At 67.6% G+C, this 18,467-nt stretch carries 15 protein-coding genes and 2 tRNA genes; 9 read left to right on the top strand and 8 right to left on the bottom strand.

The annotated features are described in order from the left end of the window. Positions 1-106 precede the first annotated feature (106 nt). Both KZ810_RS01840 and KZ810_RS01835 read left to right on the top strand, forming a co-directional pair. Positions 107-649, top strand: a complete 543-nt coding sequence (locus tag KZ810_RS01840) for a 5-formyltetrahydrofolate cyclo-ligase (RefSeq protein ID WP_219767288.1) — start codon at positions 107-109, stop codon at positions 647-649. Beyond that, complete coding sequence (locus tag KZ810_RS01835; protein ID WP_219767287.1) at positions 646-855, top strand: DUF2842 domain-containing protein; 210 nt, start codon at positions 646-648, stop codon at positions 853-855. Before KZ810_RS01840 ends, KZ810_RS01835 begins: the two co-directional genes overlap by 4 nt. Before the next feature lie 45 nt (positions 856-900). Here the strand turns inward: KZ810_RS01835 and KZ810_RS01830 are convergent. The 5 genes from KZ810_RS01830 to KZ810_RS01810 form a co-directional block, all read right to left on the bottom strand. Next, a tRNA-Asp gene (locus KZ810_RS01830) sits at positions 901-977 on the bottom strand. 93 nt (positions 978-1,070) lie between these two features. After that, a tRNA-Asp gene (locus KZ810_RS01825) sits at positions 1,071-1,147 on the bottom strand. 55 nt (positions 1,148-1,202) lie between these two features. After that, positions 1,203-2,444 (bottom strand): AI-2E family transporter, encoded by a 1,242-nt coding sequence (locus KZ810_RS01820; protein WP_219767286.1) that lies wholly within the window; start codon positions 2,442-2,444, stop codon positions 1,203-1,205. 109 nt (positions 2,445-2,553) lie between these two features. Beyond that, positions 2,554-3,285 carry a Crp/Fnr family transcriptional regulator gene (locus KZ810_RS01815; RefSeq protein WP_219767705.1) on the bottom strand — a complete coding sequence of 244 codons (732 nt, stop codon included), beginning with the start codon at positions 3,283-3,285 and terminating at the stop codon, positions 2,554-2,556. Between the two features lie 61 nt (positions 3,286-3,346). Further along, a complete protein-coding gene (locus tag KZ810_RS01810) occupies positions 3,347-5,047 on the bottom strand; it encodes a class I adenylate-forming enzyme family protein (protein WP_219767704.1) in 1,701 nt (566 codons plus the stop codon). 179 nt (positions 5,048-5,226) lie between these two features. Between KZ810_RS01810 and KZ810_RS01805 the strand changes: the two genes are divergently transcribed. From KZ810_RS01805 to KZ810_RS01780, 6 genes are all read left to right on the top strand, one after another. Further along, positions 5,227-6,450: a serine hydrolase domain-containing protein gene (locus KZ810_RS01805; RefSeq protein ID WP_219767285.1), complete on the top strand. Its 1,224-nt coding sequence runs from the start codon at positions 5,227-5,229 to the stop codon at positions 6,448-6,450. A 62-nt stretch (positions 6,451-6,512) separates the two neighbouring features. Next, a complete protein-coding gene (locus KZ810_RS01800) occupies positions 6,513-8,537 on the top strand; it encodes a 3-hydroxyacyl-CoA dehydrogenase NAD-binding domain-containing protein (RefSeq protein ID WP_219767284.1) in 2,025 nt (674 codons plus the stop codon). A gap of 154 nt (positions 8,538-8,691) precedes the next feature. After that, on the top strand, positions 8,692-10,014 hold the full coding sequence (locus tag KZ810_RS01795; RefSeq protein ID WP_219767283.1) for an amidase family protein: 1,323 nt from the start codon (positions 8,692-8,694) through the stop codon (positions 10,012-10,014). Beyond that, entirely contained in the window at positions 10,011-11,195 is a 1,185-nt protein-coding gene (locus KZ810_RS01790; RefSeq protein WP_219767282.1) for an acyl-CoA dehydrogenase family protein, read from the top strand. Before KZ810_RS01795 ends, KZ810_RS01790 begins: the two co-directional genes overlap by 4 nt. Positions 11,196-11,328: 133 nt before the next feature. Further along, positions 11,329-12,456, top strand: a complete 1,128-nt coding sequence (locus KZ810_RS01785) for an acyl-CoA dehydrogenase family protein (RefSeq protein WP_219767281.1) — start codon at positions 11,329-11,331, stop codon at positions 12,454-12,456. Between the two features lie 161 nt (positions 12,457-12,617). Beyond that, positions 12,618-13,520: an acyl-CoA thioesterase gene (locus KZ810_RS01780; RefSeq protein WP_219767280.1), complete on the top strand. Its 903-nt coding sequence runs from the start codon at positions 12,618-12,620 to the stop codon at positions 13,518-13,520. 4 nt (positions 13,521-13,524) lie between these two features. Here KZ810_RS01780 and KZ810_RS01775 read toward each other — a convergent pair whose 3' ends face one another. From KZ810_RS01775 to folE, 3 genes are read right to left on the bottom strand one after another with little or no spacing between them, the layout of a single operon-like run. Continuing rightward, positions 13,525-13,878 carry a dihydroneopterin aldolase gene (locus KZ810_RS01775; RefSeq protein ID WP_219767279.1) on the bottom strand — a complete coding sequence of 118 codons (354 nt, stop codon included), beginning with the start codon at positions 13,876-13,878 and terminating at the stop codon, positions 13,525-13,527. Further along, positions 13,871-14,599: an SDR family oxidoreductase gene (locus KZ810_RS01770; protein WP_219767278.1), complete on the bottom strand. Its 729-nt coding sequence runs from the start codon at positions 14,597-14,599 to the stop codon at positions 13,871-13,873. The genes KZ810_RS01775 and KZ810_RS01770 overlap by 8 nt, the downstream gene beginning before the upstream one ends. After that, positions 14,596-15,222, bottom strand: a complete 627-nt coding sequence (gene folE, locus KZ810_RS01765) for a GTP cyclohydrolase I FolE (RefSeq protein ID WP_219767277.1) — start codon at positions 15,220-15,222, stop codon at positions 14,596-14,598. The genes KZ810_RS01770 and folE overlap by 4 nt, the downstream gene beginning before the upstream one ends. 207 nt (positions 15,223-15,429) lie before the next feature. Between folE and KZ810_RS01760 the strand changes: the two genes are divergently transcribed. After that, positions 15,430-18,414 carry a TonB-dependent receptor gene (locus KZ810_RS01760; protein ID WP_219767276.1) on the top strand — a complete coding sequence of 995 codons (2,985 nt, stop codon included), beginning with the start codon at positions 15,430-15,432 and terminating at the stop codon, positions 18,412-18,414. The last annotated feature ends 53 nt before the right edge of the window (positions 18,415-18,467 follow it).

The raw sequence follows: 18,467 nt of genomic DNA, 5'->3' as shown, positions 1-18,467 counted from the left end.
TGATCGACGATCGACCGATCGCTCGGCACGCCCGTGCCGCAACGCTCGGCATTGATGGGGCAGGACGTGCCGGCCGGTTCGTCCTAGACCGCGTCCGGGGGCTCGAATGACCGACAAGAAGCAGCTTCGTGCCGATCTGCGCCGCGCGCGCGACGCCTTTGTCGCACGTGCCCGCCCGGCGATCGCCGTACCCGCGCCGGCGCAGGCGCTGTTCACGCGCGGGGCGATCGTCGCTGCCTATGTACCGATCGGGAGCGAGGCCGACCCCGCGCCGCTGGTCGTAGCGGCCCGAGCGGCCGGATGCCGCATCGCGCTGCCGTTCGTCGTCGACCGGGCGACGCCGCTCGTCTTCGTGCCGTGGGCGGATGACGCTGCGCTGATCGACGGCCCGTACCGCCTCCGCCAGCCCGCGCGCGGCGACGAGCAACTCGCCCCCGACATCGTGCTGACGCCGCTGGTCGCGTTCGACCGCGCGCTCAACCGCGTCGGACAGGGTGCGGGACATTACGACCGCGCCTTCGCGCAATATCCGCGCGCGACCCGCATCGGCGTCGCGTGGAGCGTGCAGGAGGTCGCATCGATCGAACCCGACGCGTGGGACGCCCCGCTCCACGCGATCGTCACCGAACAGGAATGGATTACCCGATGACCCCGGATTGGCGCAAACCCGTCGGCATGCTCGCGATCCTGGGGCTGATCGCGATCTGGTCGATCGTCATCATGTCGCTGTCGGGCGTCGTCGGCGCGTGGCACTGGACGATCCAGTTCGCCTTCTACCTCGTCGCGGGGATTATCTGGATCACCCCGCTCAAGCCGCTGCTGCGCTGGATGGAGACGGGCCGGTGGCGCGCGTGAATCGCGGCGGCCGATCCTGAGGATGCTGAGGAAAACGCCTTGGGGTGGCGCGAGTGACGGGGCTCGAACCCGCGACCTCCGGCGTGACAGGCCGGCGCTCTAACCAACTGAGCTACACCCGCTTGAAAAGCGTGAGGCGCGCCAACTAGGCCGGCGCTGCCCATGTGTCAACACGACCATTTGACCATGTCCCGCAGCGTGATCGCCGGGGGGAATGGCGCGAGTGACGGGGCTCGAACCCGCGACCTCCGGCGTGACAGGCCGGCGCTCTAACCAACTGAGCTACACCCGCTTGTAGAAGCGTGAGGCGCGGCTGCTATGCGGCGCGCAGGCGCCTGTCAACCGGATCACGCACCGTCCTCGAAGATTTTCGCGTCACGCTCGCGCGAACGTACCAGCGTGCCGTGCTCGAACAGGAACCCGGTGATGTCGGGACGCCCCGCCGCGCCGATGACGGTCTGCACGATGATCAGGATCGGCACCGCCAGCAGCGCACCCGCGGTGCCCCAGACCCAGCCCCAGAAGCTGATCGAGATGAGGATCAGCACCGGGTTGATCGTCAGCCGGTGCCCGACGATCAACGGCGTGACGACGTTCGCCTCGATCAGATGCGTGCCGTACATGATCGCGGGCGCGGTCAGCGCGGTCCAGATGTCGTTGAACGTCATCAGCCCGCCGACCGCGAGCAGCACCGCCGCGATCACCGGCCCGAAATACGGAATGTAGTTCAGCAGCACGACGATGCCGCCCCACATCAGCGGGAACGGCATCCCGATCAGGTAGAGCGCGGTCGCGATGATCGCGCCCAATGCGATGTTGATCGCGGTGATCGTGCCCAGATACGACGACACGTCGTCGACGACGTCCTGCAACACGCGCGCGGTCGCCATCGCGCCACCGAAGCTCGCGCGTTCGGTGATCATCCGCTGCCGCAACCGCGTCCAGCCGCTCAGAAAGAAATAGGCGACGAGGATGGCGTAGAACATCTGCACCAGGAACGCCGGCGCGCTGGTCGCCGCCAGCTCGACGATCGAACTCGGCGGCGAGACCGCGGCGCTGGGTGACGGGCGGACCGGGGTCGAGGCGACCTGCCGGAGCGTCCGGTTCACGTAATGCTCGAGGTTGGAATACAGATCGAGCAGCGGCTGCAGGTTCGACTGGATCCGGTTGATCCGGCTAGGGAGCAGGCGGAAGAAGTCGGTCGCGGGCACGACGATCGCGGCGATCGCGATATTGGCGGCGACGAGGAACAGGATCACGCAGATCAGCGCTGCGATCGGCGACGGCAACCGGCGACGCTCGAGCCATTGCAGCAGCGGAATCAGCGCCAGCGACACCACCAGCGCGATCGTCGTCGGCAGAAAGAACTCCGACCCCGACTTTAGCGCGAACGGCAGCCCGATCATCAGCCCCGCCCCCGCGGTCAGCGTCAGCGAGGCGAGCAACCGGTCGCGGCGCTGCGCGATCCGCGCGTCCTCGCCCGATGCAACCGGCAGGCCGAACACCCCCGCCGCTGGTGCATCAGCGGCGGCGGCAGACCCCGCCGCGTGCGGGGTCGGGGAGACAGCGGGATCGGGAAGGTCAGCCATGTTCCGGACGCGTACCGCCATTTGGTCGCGGCGAATATCCCTCACGCGGGCGCGACGCGTGCTTTCGTACCAACGCCGCGCAATGACGCGCGATGGTGCTCAACGACGCTCAGCGATCAGTATCGGCCCAGGGACCATCGTCGAGATACAGATAATCGGCGTCGAATTCGCCGATCCGCGCGAGCTGTTTCGCGTCGCCGATCCGTGCCTCGCCGCGACCGACGTCGGCGATGCCCTCCTCGCGCAGCCGGCGCAGCGTGCGGTTGACGTGGACGCTGGTCAGTCCGCACGCCTCGCCGATGTCCTGCTGCGTCAGCGGCAGCGCGAAGACGTCGTCGCTGACGCGCCCGATCGCGCGCATCCGCGCCGCGACCTCGCACAGGAAGTGCGCGAGCCGCCCCGCCGCGTCGAGCCGCCCGAGCCGAAAGATCCATTCGCGGTGCATCGCCGCGTCGAGCAGGGTCGAGCGCCACAGCAGCCAGGCGAGCCGCGGGTGATCGCGCATGATAGCGTCGACCCGGTCGTGCGCAATGCGCGCGACGCGCGATTCGACGATCGTCGCGACATCATGGTCAAGCCGGCGCAGCGTGTAGCCGTGCATGTCGACGAAATCGCCGGGCACGTGATAGGCGAGCAGCTGGCGATAGCCGTCGCGCGCGTCGAGATAGCGGCACATCGCGCCCTCGACCAGCAGCGTGCTCTCGCGCACCCGGTCGCCGCGCCGCGTGACGACGCTGCGCGGCGGCAGCGTGTCGACACGGTCGATCGCCTGTTCGAGGACGCTCACTTCCTCGGCGCTCAGCGTGTCGCGTCCACGGCCGCGCAGAAAGTCGCCGGTCACACCCACTCGCCGATCCCCTTATGGTCCTTTTCGATCCGTCATGGTCGAATTGGACCACGTCTTACGCGGCGGCACGATCCTCGAACAAGGCCTTCAGGTCCCGCTTCAGGATTTTGCCGTTGGCGTTGCGCGGCAGCGTTTCGGGGACGAAGCGGATCGAGACGGGCACCTTGAACGCGGCGAGGCGCGCGCGCACCCACGCCTGCAACTCCGCCTCGCTCGCGTGGGTGCCGGGTGCCAGATGGACGACCGCCGCGGGCTCCTCGCCCAGGATCCGGTGCGGCAATCCGATCAGCGCGCAGTCGGTGACCGCGGGATGGTCGTAAAGGACGTTCTCGATCTCGGTCGAATAGATGTTCTCGCCGCCGCGGATGATCATGTCCTTCGCGCGGTCGAGGATGTAGCAGAAGCCTTCCTCGTCGATCCTCGCGAGGTCGCCGGTGCGGACCCAGCCGTCGACGAAGGTCGCCGCGGTCGCCTCGGACTTGTTCCAATAGCCTTTGACGATCATCGGACCCCGCGCCCACAATTCGCCCACCTCGCCGACGGGCAGCTCGGTCGTGCCGTCCGCGTCCATGATCTTCAGGTCGGCGACCGCAACGGGCGGCCCGCAGCTCTCGGGCCGGTGGATGTAATCCTCCGCGCCGTGGGTGGTGACGGTCGCGGTCGTCTCGGTCATGCCCCAGCCGTTGGTCGGGATCGCCTTCATCTCGCCCGCGATCTTGCGCACCAGTTCCGGCGCCGACGGCGCGCCACCGTAACCCACCGCCTCGAGGCTGGAGAGGTCGTATTTGTGGCGGTCGGGATGTTCGAGCAACTGCCACGCGATCGTCGGCACGCCGCCGGTCGAATTGACCTTTTCACGCTCGATGATCTCGAACGCGCGCAGCGCGTCGAACTTGCGCATGTAGATGCTGGTGTGCCCCGCCGCCATCGCGCCCATCAACCCCGCCGACAGCGCGGTCGCGTGGAACAAGGGGATCACGGTCAGCCCGACGCGCGGTTGCGGCGCGGGGATCGGGTCGCCGCGCCGCAGCAGCATCCGCGCGCCCGAATAACCAGTCGACATGATGTTGGTCATGAAATTGCGGTGGGTGCCGAGCGCCCCCTTGGGCTTGCCGGTGGTGCCGCTGGTGTAGAGGATCGTCGCGTCGTCCTCGGGCACCAGCCCCGCGTTGGGCAGCGCGCGGTCGGGCAGCGCGTGCCAGTCGTTGGGGATGCCGATCGCATCCTCCAGCCGCGTCGCGGGCGGCGACAGCGGCGCGGTCGCGCGGCTGACCAGCACATGCGAGAGGTCGGGCACCTCGCCCAAATGCGGCGCGATACGGTCCCAGCGTTCGCCGTCGCATACCAGCAGCGTCGCGCCCGAATCGGCGAGGCCGTAGGCGAGCTCGTCGCCGGTCCACCACGCGTTTAGCGGCACCGCGATCGCGCCGATCACGGTCGCGGCGAAGAAGGCGACGGGCCATTCGGGCAGGTTGCGCATCGCGATCGCGACGCGGTCCCCCTTCGCGACGCCGTGCGCGCGGTACACCTCGGCGAGCGCGGCGATCGCGCGATACTGCGCCTCGTAACTGACGCGTTCGTCCTCGTAGATCGTCGCCAGCCGCTCGCCGTGGGTGCGCGACAGCGCGACCAGCGCGGCCATGTGCGGCGGCGCGTTCTTCCACACCCGCGTCGGCACGCCGCGAATGTCGATCACCTCCATCTCGAATCGGGCGCCCGGCGCACAGAGCGCACGCTCCACCGCGTCCAGCGTCATCGCGGGCCATTTGCTCGTCACGGTCGATGGTTCAGTCGCCACGCTTGCTCTCCAACATGCTCGCTGCCGCCCCGAGTCTTGAACATCGGGTTCGCTTGGGCGCGAGGTTAGAGTTGATTTGCGCCATGCTCAAGGCGTAGGAAGCATGCCATCTTCGAAGCGGGGGTACGGACGAGACGATGACGAACGCCAGACCCGCCGATCACGGGTTCGACGCCGACCGCCTCCACGCGATCGACGCCTTCCTGAAGGCGCGCTACCTCGACACCGGTCTGCTGCCGCACGCGCAACTGCTCGTCGCGCGCGACGGCGAGGTGGTGCACCTGTCGTCGCAAGGCGCGGCGCGCGAGGACGGCGATGCCGCGATCGACGACGCGTCGCTGTTCCGTATCGCGTCGATGACCAAGCCGGTGACCTCGGTTGCGTTCATGATGCTGGTCGAGGAAGGGCGCGTCGCGCTCGACACCCCGGTGCATCACGTGTTGCCCGAGTTCAAGAAGGTCGGCGTTTACGCGGGCGGCGGCGGGGGCGTGCCGTTCGTGACCAGGGCGACCGACGAGCCGATGCGGATGGTCGACCTGCTGCGCCACACCGCGGGGCTGACCTACGGGTTTCAGAACCGATCCAACATCGACGCCGCGCACCGCGAACTCAAGCTGGAGAACTGGCACGGCGGGCACGACCTCGACGGCTTCGTCGCCGAATTGGGCAAGCTGCCGCTCGAATTCTCCCCCGGCACGCAGTGGAATTACTCGGTCGCGACCGACGTGCTCGGCGCGGTGGTGCAGCGCGTGTCGGGAATGCCGCTCGACCGCTTTTTCGCGGAGCGGATCTTCCAGCCGCTCGGGATGCACGACACCTTCTTCCAGGTGCCCGAGGATAAGATCGACCGGCTGACCGACTGCTACACCTTCGTCCCCGGAAAAGGCCGCGTCATGTACGATCGCGGCGCAGCAAGTGCGTGGAGCCGGATGCCGCGGCTCTTGTCGGGCGGCGGCGGTTTGGTGTCGACCGCGCGCGACTATCACCGTTTCTGCGCGATGTGTCTGAACGGCGGGACGCTGGACGGCGCACGCATCCTCGGGCGCAAGACGATCGAGCTGATGACGATCAACCATCTGCCGAACAAGGCCGATCTTTCGGCCATGTCGAAATCGCTGTTCAGCGAGACGCAGAATGCGGGCACCGGGTTCGGGCTCGGCTTCGCCGTCACGATCGACGTCGCGCGCTCGATGATGCCGGGCAGCGTCGGCGAATTCTACTGGGGCGGCATGTTCTCCACCGCCTTCTTCATCGATCCGGTCGAGCGCGTCCACATGGTGTTCATGACGCAGCTGAGCCCGTCGAGCGTGTATCCGATCCGGCGCGAGCTGAAGACGATGATCTATGCCGCGCTGACCTGATCCCCCTTTTTCCTGCCGCGGCGACGCGGCCCATTTCCATTCTTCTCGGAGTATCGCCTCACATGACTACGCCCACGCAGAACCCGGTCCGCACCGAACGTCACGGCGACGTGCTCGTCATCATTTCCGATTCGCCGCCGGTCAACGCGCTGGGCGCCGCGGTGCGCAACGGGCTCGAGGCCGGGATCAAGGAAGGCGTCGCCGACGGGTCGATCACCGCGATGGTGCTGCGCTGCGACGGGCGGACCTTCTTCGCGGGCGCGGACATCACCGAATTCGGCAAGCCGATGCAGGGCGTCGGGCTGCACGAGGTCATCGACATGATGGACGCGAGCAGCAAGCCGATCGTCGCGGCGATCCACGGCACCGCGCTCGGCGGCGGGTGCGAGGTGGCGCTGGCGTGCCAGTACCGCGTCGCGGTGCCCTCGGCGAAGATCGGATTGCCCGAGGTCAAGCTCGGCCTGCTCCCCGGTGCCGGCGGCACGCAGCGGCTGCCACGCGTCGTCGGCGTCAAGGCGGCGCTGGAGATGATCGCGCTGGGTGATCCGGTGTCGGCCAAGAAGGCGGCGGAGATCGGGCTGGTCGACAAGGTCGTCGGCGAGGATAGCCTGGAGGCCGACGCGATCGCATTCGCGCGCGAAATCGCGGACAAGCGCCCGATCCCGCGCGTGCGCGACCGCGACGTGGCGCCCGATCCCGAGGCGGTCGAGGCGTTCAAAAAGGCCAACGGCCGCAAGATGCGCGGCTTCGACGCGCCCGCCGCCTGCGTCGCCTGCGTGGTGGCCGCGACCGAGAAGCCGTTCGATGAAGGCATGAAATTCGAGCGCGAGCAGTTCATGAAGCTGATGACGGGGACGCAGTCCGCCGCGCAGCGCCACATCTTCTTCGCCGAGCGTCAGGCCGCGAAGATCGACGGCATCGCCTCCGACATTACGCTCCGCCCGATCAACCGCGTCGGCGTGATCGGCGCGGGCACGATGGGCGGCGGGATCAGCATGAACTTCCTGTCGGCCGGGATCGCGGTGACGATCGTCGAGATGCAGCAGGAAGCGCTCGACCGCGGCACGGGCGTGATGCGCAAGAATTACGAGGCGTCGGCCGCCAAGGGCCGGATCAAGCCTGACGCCCCCGAGCAGGCGATGGGCTTACTCAAGCCCACGCTCAACCTCGAAGACCTCGCCGACTGCGACCTCATCATCGAGGCGGTGTACGAGAACATGGAGGTCAAGAAGGAGATCTTCGGCAAGCTCGACAAGATCGCCAAGCCCGGCGCGATCCTGGCGTCGAACACCAGCTATCTCGACATCGACGAGATCGCCGCATCGACCAGTCGACCTGAAGATGTGCTTGGCATGCACTTCTTCTCGCCCGCCAACGTCATGAAGCTGTTGGAGATCGTGCGCGGGGCGAAGACCGCGGACGACGTGCTCGCGACCGCGATGGCGCTGGCGAAGAAGATCAGGAAGGTCGCGGTCGTCGCGGGCGTCACCTACGGCTTCATCGGCAACCGCATGCTGATGCCGCGGCAGGTCGAGGCGAACAAGCTGCTGATGGAGGGCGCAACGCCCGAGCAGATCGACCGCGTCCACGTCGAGTTCGGCATGCCGATGGGCCCGTTCCAGATGAGCGATCTCGCGGGCGTCGACATCGGCTGGCACCGCGACCCGAACCGGATCGAGAGCATCCGCGACGCGCTCGCCGCGGAAGGACGCTGGGGGCAGAAGAAGCAGGCCGGCTATTACGATTACGACGAGAAGCGTAACCCGACCCCCTCCCCGCGCGTCGCCGAGATCATCGAGGATTTCCGCAGCCGCTCGAACATGCCGAAGCGCGAGATCACCGATCAGGAGATCGTGGAGCGCACGCTCTATCCGATGGTCAATGAGGGTGCGCTGATCCTCGAGGAAGGCAAGGCGCAGCGCGCGTCGGACGTCGATGTGGTCTGGATCTACGGCTACGGCTGGCCGGTCTATCGCGGCGGCCCGATGTTCTGGGCGCAGACCGAAGGCTATGACAAGGTCGTCGCGGGGCTCGAGAAGCACGGGTTCAAGGTCGCCGACACACTCAAGGCCGGTACGATCAAGTGATGGTGGCGGCAGATCATATCCTCCCCACTCGTGGGGAGGGGGACCGGCACGCGCAGCGTGGTGGTGGAGGGGGTTCGCCGCGGGCGCACCGCTTACGTCGCGGCCCCTCCACCAGCCTGCGGCTGGTCCCCCTCCCCGTGCCGGGGAGGATATGATGGCCGAACGCACCGCACTCCAGACCGCCGCCGCGGTTCGGGCCGGCGAGACCAGCGCGCTCGCCGAGACGGACGCCGCGATCGCGCGGATCGAGGCGCGTGACGGCGCGCTGAACGCGGTCGTCGTGCGCGACTTCGACCGCGCGCGCGCCGCAGCCGCCGCGCTCGACCAGCGGATTGCGGACGGGTTCGACGCGCCCCTCCTCGGCGTGCCGATGACGATCAAGGAGAGCTACGACGTCGCCGGTCTGCCGACGACGTTCGGGTTCGAGGAGCACCGCGATTTCGTGGCGCAAGCCGACGCGGTCGCGGTTGAGCGGTTGAGGGCGGCGGGCGCGATCCTGCTCGGCAAGACCAACGTGCCGCCCGCGCTCGCCGACCTGCAATCGAACAATCCCGTCTATGGCCGGACGGTGAACGCGGTGAACCCGAACCGCAGCGCGGGCGGGTCGTCGGGCGGATCGGCGGTGGCACTGGCGAGCGGGATGGTGCCGCTCGAGTTCGGGTCCGATATCGGCGGTTCGATCCGCGTCCCCGCCGCCTTCAACGGCGTGTGGGGGCACAAGCCGACCTGGGGCGTGCTGCCGACCGACGGGCATTTCCACCCCGGCACCGACAGCGCGCGAACGGTCCTGTCGGTGATCGGCCCGCTTGCGCGCGACGCAGACGATCTCGACGCCGCGATCGACGTGGTGGCGGATCATCCGCTGAAAGCCTCCACGCTGCGCGGCGCTTGCGACATGCGCGTCCTGTTGCTGACCAGCCACCCGCTCGCGACCGCGCAGGACGCGATCGTCCAGGCGCTGGAAACGCTCGGCACGGCGCTGAAGCAGGCGGGCGCGCGCGTCGACCGGGCGAGCGAGCTGCTGCCCGATCTCGCGCGGCAGCACGACGCGTATTGGAACATGCTCAACATCGCGATGTCCCGGCGTGGGCCGCCCGACAGCCGCCCGCCCGCCTCGGTCGACACGTGGCTCCACCTCCACGACGAACAGGCGCGCATCCAGCGGCAGTGGCGGCGTCTGTTCACCGAGTATGACGCGGTGATCGCACCCGCCGTCGGCATGACCGCCTTCCCGCACGACGACACCCCGCTCGCGGCGCGGCGGCTTGATATCGACGGCACCGATACGCAATTCTTCCACCAATTCGCCTGGCCCGGGCTCGCGACGCTGCCGATGCTGCCCGCCACCAGCGTGCCGATCGGGCACGACGCCGACGGCCTGCCGATCGGGGTCCAGGTGATCGCAGACCTATACGCCGACCATCACGCCATCGCGGTCGCGCGCATCGCGCACGACCTCGTCAGGAGCCGACCATGACCGATCTCGACACGTTCCGTTCCGAAACCCGCGCCTGGCTAGAGGAGAATTGCCCGCCCGAGATGCGCGAGCCGATGCGCTCGGACAAGGACACCGCCTGGGGTGGCCGCGACCAGAGCGACATGACCCCGGCGCAGAAGACGTGGATGGACAAGATGGGCGCGCGCGGCTGGACCGTGCCCGACTGGCCCAAGGAGTATGGCGGCGGCGGGCTGTCGGCGGCCGAGACCAAGGTGCTGCGCGAGGAAATGGCCCGCATCCGCGCGCGCAACCCGCTCTACTCGTTCGGCATCTCGATGCTCGGGCCGGCACTGCTGAAATACGGCACCGAGGAACAGAAGAAGCGCTTTCTCCCCGAGATCGCGCGCGGTGAGATCCGCTGGTGCCAGGGGTATTCCGAGCCCAATGCTGGCTCCGACCTCGCCAGTCTGGCCACGTCCGCGGAAGACAAGGGCGACCATTTCCTCGTCAACGGGCAGAAGGTGTGGACCAGCTACGCCGACAAGGCCGACTGGATCTTCTGTCTGGTGCGGACCGACAAGACGACCAAGCAGGGCGGGATCAGCTTCGTGCTGTTCGACATGCGCACGCCGGGTGTCTCGACCAAGCCGATCCTGCTGATCAGCGGCTATTCGCCGTTCTGCGAGACCTTCTTCGACAATGTGAAGGTGCCGAAGGAGAACCTCGTCGGCGAACTCAACCGCGGCTGGGACGTCGCCAAATACCTGCTCGGGCACGAGCGCGAGATGATCTCGGGCATGGGCCTGGGCGCGGGGGGCAAGAACCCGCTGATCGAGGGTGCGCTGGCGACGATCGGGCTCGACCATGACGGGCGGCTCGCCGACCCGCTGCTGCGCGCGCAGATCGCGATGTTCGAGGTCCGCGCGCGCGCCTTCACCGCGCAGAGCGAGCGCTTCATCGACGAGCTGAAAGCAGGCCGCGCGCATCCCGCGCAGCCGAGCATGATGAAATATTACGGCACCGAACTGAACAAGAGCCGCCATGAGTTGATGATGGCGGCGGGCGGCTCGGACGAACTCGAGTGGGAAAGCGAGGCGAGCCGCGGCGGACACACTGCGCGCGCGTGGCTGCGTACCAAGGCGAACTCGATCGAGGGCGGGACGAGCGAGATCCAGCTCAACATCATCGCCAAGCGCATCCTGGAGCTGCCGGGCGCGTGAGCTTAAGCCCTCTCCCCGGCGGGGAGAGGGTTGGGTGAGGGGCTGCCCTACTCGATAACATCAATCGTGGGCTGGTGTGTGTGGGGCATCCCCTCACCCCAGCCCTCTCCCCTAAGGGGAGAGGGAGAAATAAATGCCGCTTTTCTTGAACGACGAACAGACGATGCTGCGCGACACCGCGAAGGACTTCGTCGCCGAACACGCCCCCGTCGGTCATATGCGCGCGCTGCGCGACGCCGACGACCAGACCGGGTTCAGTCGCGACCTGTGGAAGCAGTTCGCCGAAATGGGCTTCACCGGCATGTTGATCGGCGAGGAGCAGGGCGGGCTCGGGCTCGGCCATGTCGAGGCGGGCGTGGTGCTCGAAGCGATCGGGCGCAACCTGTCGCCCTCCCCGTTCCTCACCACCGCGGTCGCGGCGGTTGAGGCGCTCAAGGGCAGTGCGCAGGCCGAGCGCTGGTTTCCCGGCATCATCGCCGGCGACACCGTCGCCGCACTAGCGATCGACGAGGGCGCGAAGCACCGCAACGCGGTGGCGATGAAGGCCGAACGGTCGGGTAACGGCTTCAAGCTGACCGGCGCCAAGCAGTTCGTGACGCACGGCCACGTCGCCGACCTGCTGATTGTCGCCGCCCGCACCGCGGGCTCGGCGGAGGACGACGAGGGCGTGACGCTGTTCGCGGTGCCGCGCGACGCGGCCAATGTGTCGGCGCGCGCAGAGCGGCTGACCGACGCCAGCCTTGCCGCTCGTATCGAGTTCGACGGGGTCGAGGTCGACGCCGACGCGGTGATCGGCGAGGTCGATGCCGGGCGAGATCCGCTCGGTCGCTTGCTGCGCGCGGGGCGTACGGGCGCGGCAGCCGAGATGCTGGGCGTCGGCGGCGGCGCGATGGACATGACGCTCGGCTATCTGAAGGAGCGCAAGCAGTTCGGGACGCTGATCGGCAGCTACCAGGCGCTCCAGCACCGCGCCGCGCATCTCTATTCGGAGATGGAGGTCGCGCGCGCCGCGGTCCTGAAGGCGCAACAGCTGCTCGATGCGGGCGACGACCGCGCCGACGCAGCGGTGTCGGTCGCGAAGGCGATGACGGGGATCGCGACGACGCTCAGCGTACAGGAAGGCGTGCAGATGCACGGCGGCATCGGCATGACCGATGAATATGACATCGGCTTCTACATGAAGCGCGGGCGTGTCCTCGCCGAGATGTTCGGCGACGCGAACTTCCACGCCGACCAGCTCGCGCGCGCGGCGGGTTATTGACGAAGCCATATCCTCCCCGGCACGGGGAGGGGGACCAAGCGCAGCATGGTGTAGGGGGGATGGCCGCCGGCGGAGCGTTCGCGGCGCTCCCCCTCCACCAGCCTGCGGCCGGTCCCCCGCGGGACGGCCCCACCTGCTGCGCCATGCTGGGAAGGATAAGAATGACCGAACAAGCGCCGCCCTCCCCGACCGATCTCGCCGCCGATCTGGTCGACCTGCTCGACGTCGAGGAGATCGATACCGACCTGTTCCGCGGGCGGCGCTCGCGCGGGGGCGTCGGGCGCGTGTTCGGCGGGCAGGTGATCGCGCAGGCGTTGCAGGCGGCGCAGCGCTCGACCGACGCGCCCAAGATCGCGCATTCACTCCACGCCTATTTCATGCGCGCGGGCGACGAGCAGCACCCGATCATCTACCGCGTGGTGCGCGATTTCGAGGGGCGCAGTTTCTCGACCCGCCGCGTGATCGCGATGCAGCGCGGTCAACCGATCCTCAACATGGCCGCCTCGTTCCAGGTGCCCGAGGAAGGATATCATCACCAGGCGCAGATGCCCGAGGTGCCCGCACCCGAGACGCTGGAAAGCGAGGCGACGATCCGCGCGCGCGAGAGCGTCCACGTCGACGAACGCTTCCGCGCCAATCTGACGCGCCCGCGCCCGATCGAGATCCGCCCCGTCTATCCGCGCAAATGGTTCAATCCGCAGCCGACCGACCCGGTGCAGCACAGCTGGTTCCGCATCTGCGCTAGCATCGGCGACGACGCCGCGGTGCACCGCGCGGTGCTCGCCTACGCCAGCGACATGGCGCTGCTCGGCACGTCGATGTTGCCGCACGGCGTCAACTGGACCTCGCCGGGTTTACAGAGCGCGAGCCTCGACCACGCACTCTGGTTGCACGAGCCGTTCTGCGCCGACGAATGGCTGCTCTACGCCTGTGACAGCACCTGGGCGGGGCACGCGCGCGGATTCAACCGCGGGCAGATCTTCACGCAGGACGGGCGATTGGTCGCGAGCGTCGCGCAGGAAGGATTGATCCGGATGCGCGCACCCAGGCCCAAGGCCGACTGACGCCTCAGTTGCGCGCGCGGACGATCTCGCACCCGACGGTCGCGTCGGGGTAGATGTCGAGCTTGGTCGAGCGCACCTGCACCTCGCGCACGCGCGGGTCGGCGAGGCACAATGCCGCGACCGCCTCGACCAGCGTTTCCTGTAACGCGAACCCCGCGCCCCCGGCGAGCCGGTGGATGCCGTCACGCACGAAGTCATAGTCGAGCACTTCCTCGATCCGGTCGGCGCTGGGCGCGGACGCGTAGCGGACGCGCATCCGCACCGACAGCCGCACGCGCTGCGGGGTCGCCTCGTACGGGTGGATGCCGAGCCGCATCGCGACGTCGAGGTCGTCGAGGATCACGGTATAGTCAGGCATCGCGGTCCTCGAACATGACATCGCCGTCGCGCGCGAGGAACCGCTGCCCGCAGTCGACGAACAAGTTCTGACCCGTGACGCTCTCCGCTTCGAGCAGGTAGACGACCGCGGCTGCCACCGCCGCCGCGCCGACGGGTCGTTCGAGCAGGTTCGCGCACGCGACGCGGTCGAACTCGGCCGCGCTCTGGTCCCCGCTCGGCAACGTCAGGCCGGGCGACACCGCGTTGACGCGGACGCGCGGCGCGAATGCCTGCGCCAGCATCGTCGTCGCCCCCTCGAGCGCGTATTTGCTCAAGGTGTAGGAAAAGAAATCGGGGTTCGGATTGGCGAGCTTCTGGTCGAGCAGGTTGACGACCGCGCCCTCGCGCCCCTGCGCCGCGAGTGCCGCCGCCAGCACCGCGGGCGCGACGCAGTTGACCGCGTGGAGCCGCGCGGCGAGCGCCGCGTCGATCGCGTCGGGCGCGTCGTAATCGAATTGCGAGGCGCTGTTGACGAGGCCGTCGATCGGCCCCGCCGCCGCCGCGCGCGCGAACAAGGCGGGAAGCGCTTCCGTGTCCGCTAGGTCGCCCGACACCGTGGCGCCGCCGACCTCCATCGCCAGTGCCTCCGCCGCAGCGCGCGAGGTGCCGTAATGGATCACCACCTCGTGCCCGGCCGCCGCGATCGCGCGCGCGATCGCCGCGCCCAGCCGCTTCGCGCCGCCGGTGACGAGAACCCTCAAGCCAGCCCCATCAGCGACAGCACTTCCTTGCGGCTACGCTCGTCGTCGCGGAACACGCCCATCATCCGGCTCGTCACCATCGACACGCCGGGCGTGCGCACCCCGCGCGCGGTCATGCACGCGTGACTCGCCTCGATCACCACCGCGACGCCCTGCGGCCTCAGGCCGTTCCAGATGCAGTCGGCGACCTCGGCGGTCAGCCGTTCCTGCACCTGCAGGCGGCGCGCGAAGCCGTGGAGCACGCGCGCGAGCTTGGAAATGCCGACGACGTGGTCCTTCGGCAGATAGGCGATGTGCGCGCGCCCGATGATCGGCGCCATGTGGTGCTCGCAATGTGACTGGAACGGGATGTCCTTCAAGAGCACGATCTCGTCGTAGCCGCCGACCTCCTCGAACACGCGCGACAGATGGACGCCCGGATCATCGGCATAACCGCTGCAATATTCCTTCCACGCGCGCGCCACGCGCTTTGGCGTGTCGATCAGCCCCTCGCGCGTCGGATCGTCCCCCGCCCATTCGATCAGCGTGCGGATCGCGGCCGCCACATGCTCGGGAACCGGCAGCTTGCCATCGGATGCCATCAGGTCGCCGTCCCCCGGCGTTCCGCTCTCGATCGTCGTCATCTGGGTCAAACGTCCTTCCGGCGCGCGTGGTAGCAGAAACCGCGCGCGATATCGCAACTGTCTCTTTTCGGCCACGTGTACGCGGCGCGTAATGTTCGGCAATAATTTCGTTTGACGGGCGAAAAAATCTGTCGTCTCATCCATACCGGTTCATCGAAATACCGTCACATCGCCATAGAGCGGGGGCGGTTCCCAGGAGGGGATGCCATGAAGAAGTTCGACCTGCTCGCCGCGTCGGCGCTCGCGCTCGTGACTGCGGTTCCCGCGCACGCGCAAACGGGGGCCACCACCTCGTCGCAGAATACCGCACCTACAAATGGACCGGGACAGGAGGCCCCCTCCTCGACCCCGACCGATACGCAGCCGTCCGCCAATCAGGGCTATGCCGGCGACATCGTGGTCACCGCGCAACGCCAGTCGCAGCGGTTGCAGGACGTGCCGATCGCGGTCACCGCGTTCACCGCCGAGAACCTCGAGCGGCAGCAGATCGTCAATCCCGTTGCGCTGCAACAGACGCTGCCCAACATCACCTTCACCAAGACGAACTTCACCTCGTCGAGCTTCACGATCCGCGGCGTCGGTGACCTGTGCGTCGGCGTGACCTGCGACAGCGCGACCGCGATCCACGTCAACGACATGCCACTGCTCGGCACGCGCCTGTTCGAGAGCGAGTTCTTCGACCTCGAACGCGTCGAGGTGCTGCGCGGGCCGCAGGGTACGCTGTTCGGACGCAACGCGACCTCGGGCGTGGTCAATTTCATCACTGCCAAGCCCGATCTGTCGGGCGTCCACGCCGCGGGCGAGTTCGAATACGGCAATTTTGATTCGAAGCGCGTCCGCGCGATGTTCAACCTGCCGTTCACCGACACGCTCGGCATCCGCGTCGCGGGCACCTATCTCAAGCGCGACGGCTATACGTTCAACGAATATACCGGCAACCGGATCGACGACCGCGACCTGTATTCGGTCCGCGGCACCTTGTCGTGGGAACCCAGCCCCGACACGCGGATCGACCTGATCGGCTATTATTTCCGCGAAAAGGACAATCGCAGCCGCATCCAGAAGCAGCTCTGCAACCGCGATTCGACCGGCGTGCTCGGCTGCGCACCCGACCGGCTCGCCTACGGCACGACCAACGGCAATTCGACGCTCGCCGCGATCCTGACCAGCCGCGAATTCCTGACCGCGGCGGGTGCGGGTGCACTCGCGCCGTTCGCGCTCGGCAGCGTCTATCAGGCGCAGGACAGCTTCTTCGGCGTCAACAATCCGACGAACGTCCGCCGCGTCCGCATCGACGCCGAGCCGACTTATTTCGCCGAGGAACAGCAATATACTTTGAAGCTGTTCCACGACTTTGGTCCGCTCAGCTTCAATTTCACCGGCGGTTACATGGAGAACACCGTCGATTCGACCTCCGACTATAATCTGGCAGTGGAGAATTCGTTTGCGGGCAACGTCGGGCTCAATACGCTCAACGCGGTCGGTCGCCCCGGTCTGCCCGGCGCGGTCCTCAACAACGTCCGCAACACGCTGATTCCGAACGGCCCCGGCACCTTGTGCCAGTCGCTCGCCGATCCGAACAACGTCGGCGTCTACGGCGGCAACGGTGTCTGCGCGCCGACCAGCCTCGACTTCGATCGCTCGTACAACCACGTGCGCCAATATAGCGCCGAGGCGCATATCGACAGCTCGTTCGACGGGCCGTTCAACTTCCTGCTCGGCGGCATCTATTTCGACAGCAAGCAGCAGAACGATTATTACGTCAACGCCTTCGGGCTCGACTATGCCGCTGGTCTGCTCGGCGCGGGCGCATCGGGGGGCACCGCCTATCTGGCGACGCCGTTCTACCGCAACAGTTCGCCCAATTTCCGGCTGAAGTCCTACGGCATCTTCGGCGAGACGTATTTCGAGGCGAACGACAAGCTCAAGCTGACGCTCGGCCTGCGCTACAATCACGACGACAAGAACGTGCGCGCGCGCACCACGCTGGTGAACGTGCCCGTCCCCTACGGCAGCGCGTCCGCCTTCCCGCAGCTCGACAGCGGCGCGGTCGATTTCGACCCAACGGTGGCGGGCAACCAGCCGTTCGCCGACGGCAATGTCGCCTTCTCGCGGCTGACCGGTCGCGCGGTGGTCGACTACAAGATCACCCCCGACAATCTGCTCTACGCGTCCTACTCGCGCGGGTACAAATCGGGCGGCATCAACCCGCCGCTGTCGCCGGTCTTCACGGTGCCGACGACCTTCGCCCCCGAGAAGGTCGACGCATTCGAGATCGGGTCGAAGAACACCTTCGGCGGCGGTGCCTTCCGGCTCAACCTCACCGGCTTTTACTACAAGTACAAGAACCTGCAGCTGTCGCGCATCGTCGCGCGCACCTCGGTCAACGACAACGTCAACGCCGACATCTACGGCGTCGAGGCGGAAGCGGTGCTCAGCCCGATCCCGCGCTTCGTCGTCAACATGAACGCGAGCTATCTGAAGACCAAGGTCGCGGACGACCGCTTCCTCGCCAACCCGCGTGACCCGTCGGGCGGGCGTTCGGACACGGTGATCATCAAGGATATCACCAACGCGTCCAACTGCGCGGTGGTGCCGACCACGGCGGGCAATGCCGCGGGCGCCAATGCCTTTGTCGCGGCGGTCAACCGCGGCGTCGGAACGTCGTTCGGCAATGCGGCGCTGCTCGCTGCGCCCGTCGCGGTGCCCGGCACCAAGACCACCGGCGCGTTCAGCATCTGCTCGGCGCTGACGGCGCAAGCCGCCGCGATCGGCGGCCTGTTCGGCGGCATCCAGGTGCTCGGCTCGGGCGTCGAAAGCAACGTGCGCGGCAACAAGCTGCCCAACGCACCGACATACAAATGGTCGGTCGGTGCGCAGTACACGATCGATTTCAGCGACAGCGGCTATACGCTCGTCCCGCGCGTCGACCTGAACTACACCGGCAATTCGTACGGCACGATCTTCAACCTGCGCCCGATCGATCGCCTGCCAGGCTACGAGGTCGTCAACGCGCAGATCCAGCTGAACGCGCCCGACGACCGCTTCTACGTGCGCGGCTTCGTGTCGAACCTGACCAAGAACAACGCGCTGACCGGCATGTACGTGACCGATCAGTCGTCGGGTCTGTTCACCAACGTCTTCACGATCGAGCCGCGCCGTTACGGCGTCGCCGCCGGGTTCAAGTTCTGAGGCCTGCCGGCGCGGTACGTTCCCTTCCGGGACGCGCCGCGCCGCGCAACCTT

Source organism: Sphingomonas citricola (genome assembly GCF_019429535.1).
GTDB classification, from domain to species: domain Bacteria; phylum Pseudomonadota; class Alphaproteobacteria; order Sphingomonadales; family Sphingomonadaceae; genus Sphingomonas; species Sphingomonas citricola.
Note: the sequence above shows the minus strand (reverse complement) of the source record. Positions and strands in the feature narration are given on the sequence as shown.

Excerpts from the sequence above, each read along its gene's own strand:
- KZ810_RS01840 (WP_219767288.1), top strand. The coding sequence starts at position 107 with ATGACCGACAAGAAGCAGCTTCGTGCCGATCTGCGCCGCGCGCGCGAC.
- KZ810_RS01835 (WP_219767287.1), top strand. The coding sequence starts at position 646 with ATGACCCCGGATTGGCGCAAACCCGTCGGCATGCTCGCGATCCTGGGG.
- KZ810_RS01820 (WP_219767286.1), bottom strand. The coding sequence starts at position 2,444 with ATGGCTGACCTTCCCGATCCCGCTGTCTCCCCGACCCCGCACGCGGCG.
- KZ810_RS01810 (WP_219767704.1), bottom strand. The coding sequence starts at position 5,047 with ATGACGCTGGACGCGGTGGAGCGTGCGCTCTGTGCGCCGGGCGCCCGA.
- KZ810_RS01805 (WP_219767285.1), top strand. The coding sequence starts at position 5,227 with ATGACGAACGCCAGACCCGCCGATCACGGGTTCGACGCCGACCGCCTC.
- KZ810_RS01800 (WP_219767284.1), top strand. The coding sequence starts at position 6,513 with ATGACTACGCCCACGCAGAACCCGGTCCGCACCGAACGTCACGGCGAC.
- KZ810_RS01795 (WP_219767283.1), top strand. The coding sequence starts at position 8,692 with ATGGCCGAACGCACCGCACTCCAGACCGCCGCCGCGGTTCGGGCCGGC.
- KZ810_RS01790 (WP_219767282.1), top strand. The coding sequence starts at position 10,011 with ATGACCGATCTCGACACGTTCCGTTCCGAAACCCGCGCCTGGCTAGAG.
- KZ810_RS01785 (WP_219767281.1), top strand. The coding sequence starts at position 11,329 with ATGCCGCTTTTCTTGAACGACGAACAGACGATGCTGCGCGACACCGCG.
- KZ810_RS01780 (WP_219767280.1), top strand. The coding sequence starts at position 12,618 with ATGACCGAACAAGCGCCGCCCTCCCCGACCGATCTCGCCGCCGATCTG.
- KZ810_RS01775 (WP_219767279.1), bottom strand. The coding sequence starts at position 13,878 with ATGCCTGACTATACCGTGATCCTCGACGACCTCGACGTCGCGATGCGG.
- folE (WP_219767277.1), bottom strand. The coding sequence starts at position 15,222 with ATGACGACGATCGAGAGCGGAACGCCGGGGGACGGCGACCTGATGGCA.
- KZ810_RS01760 (WP_219767276.1), top strand. The coding sequence starts at position 15,430 with ATGAAGAAGTTCGACCTGCTCGCCGCGTCGGCGCTCGCGCTCGTGACT.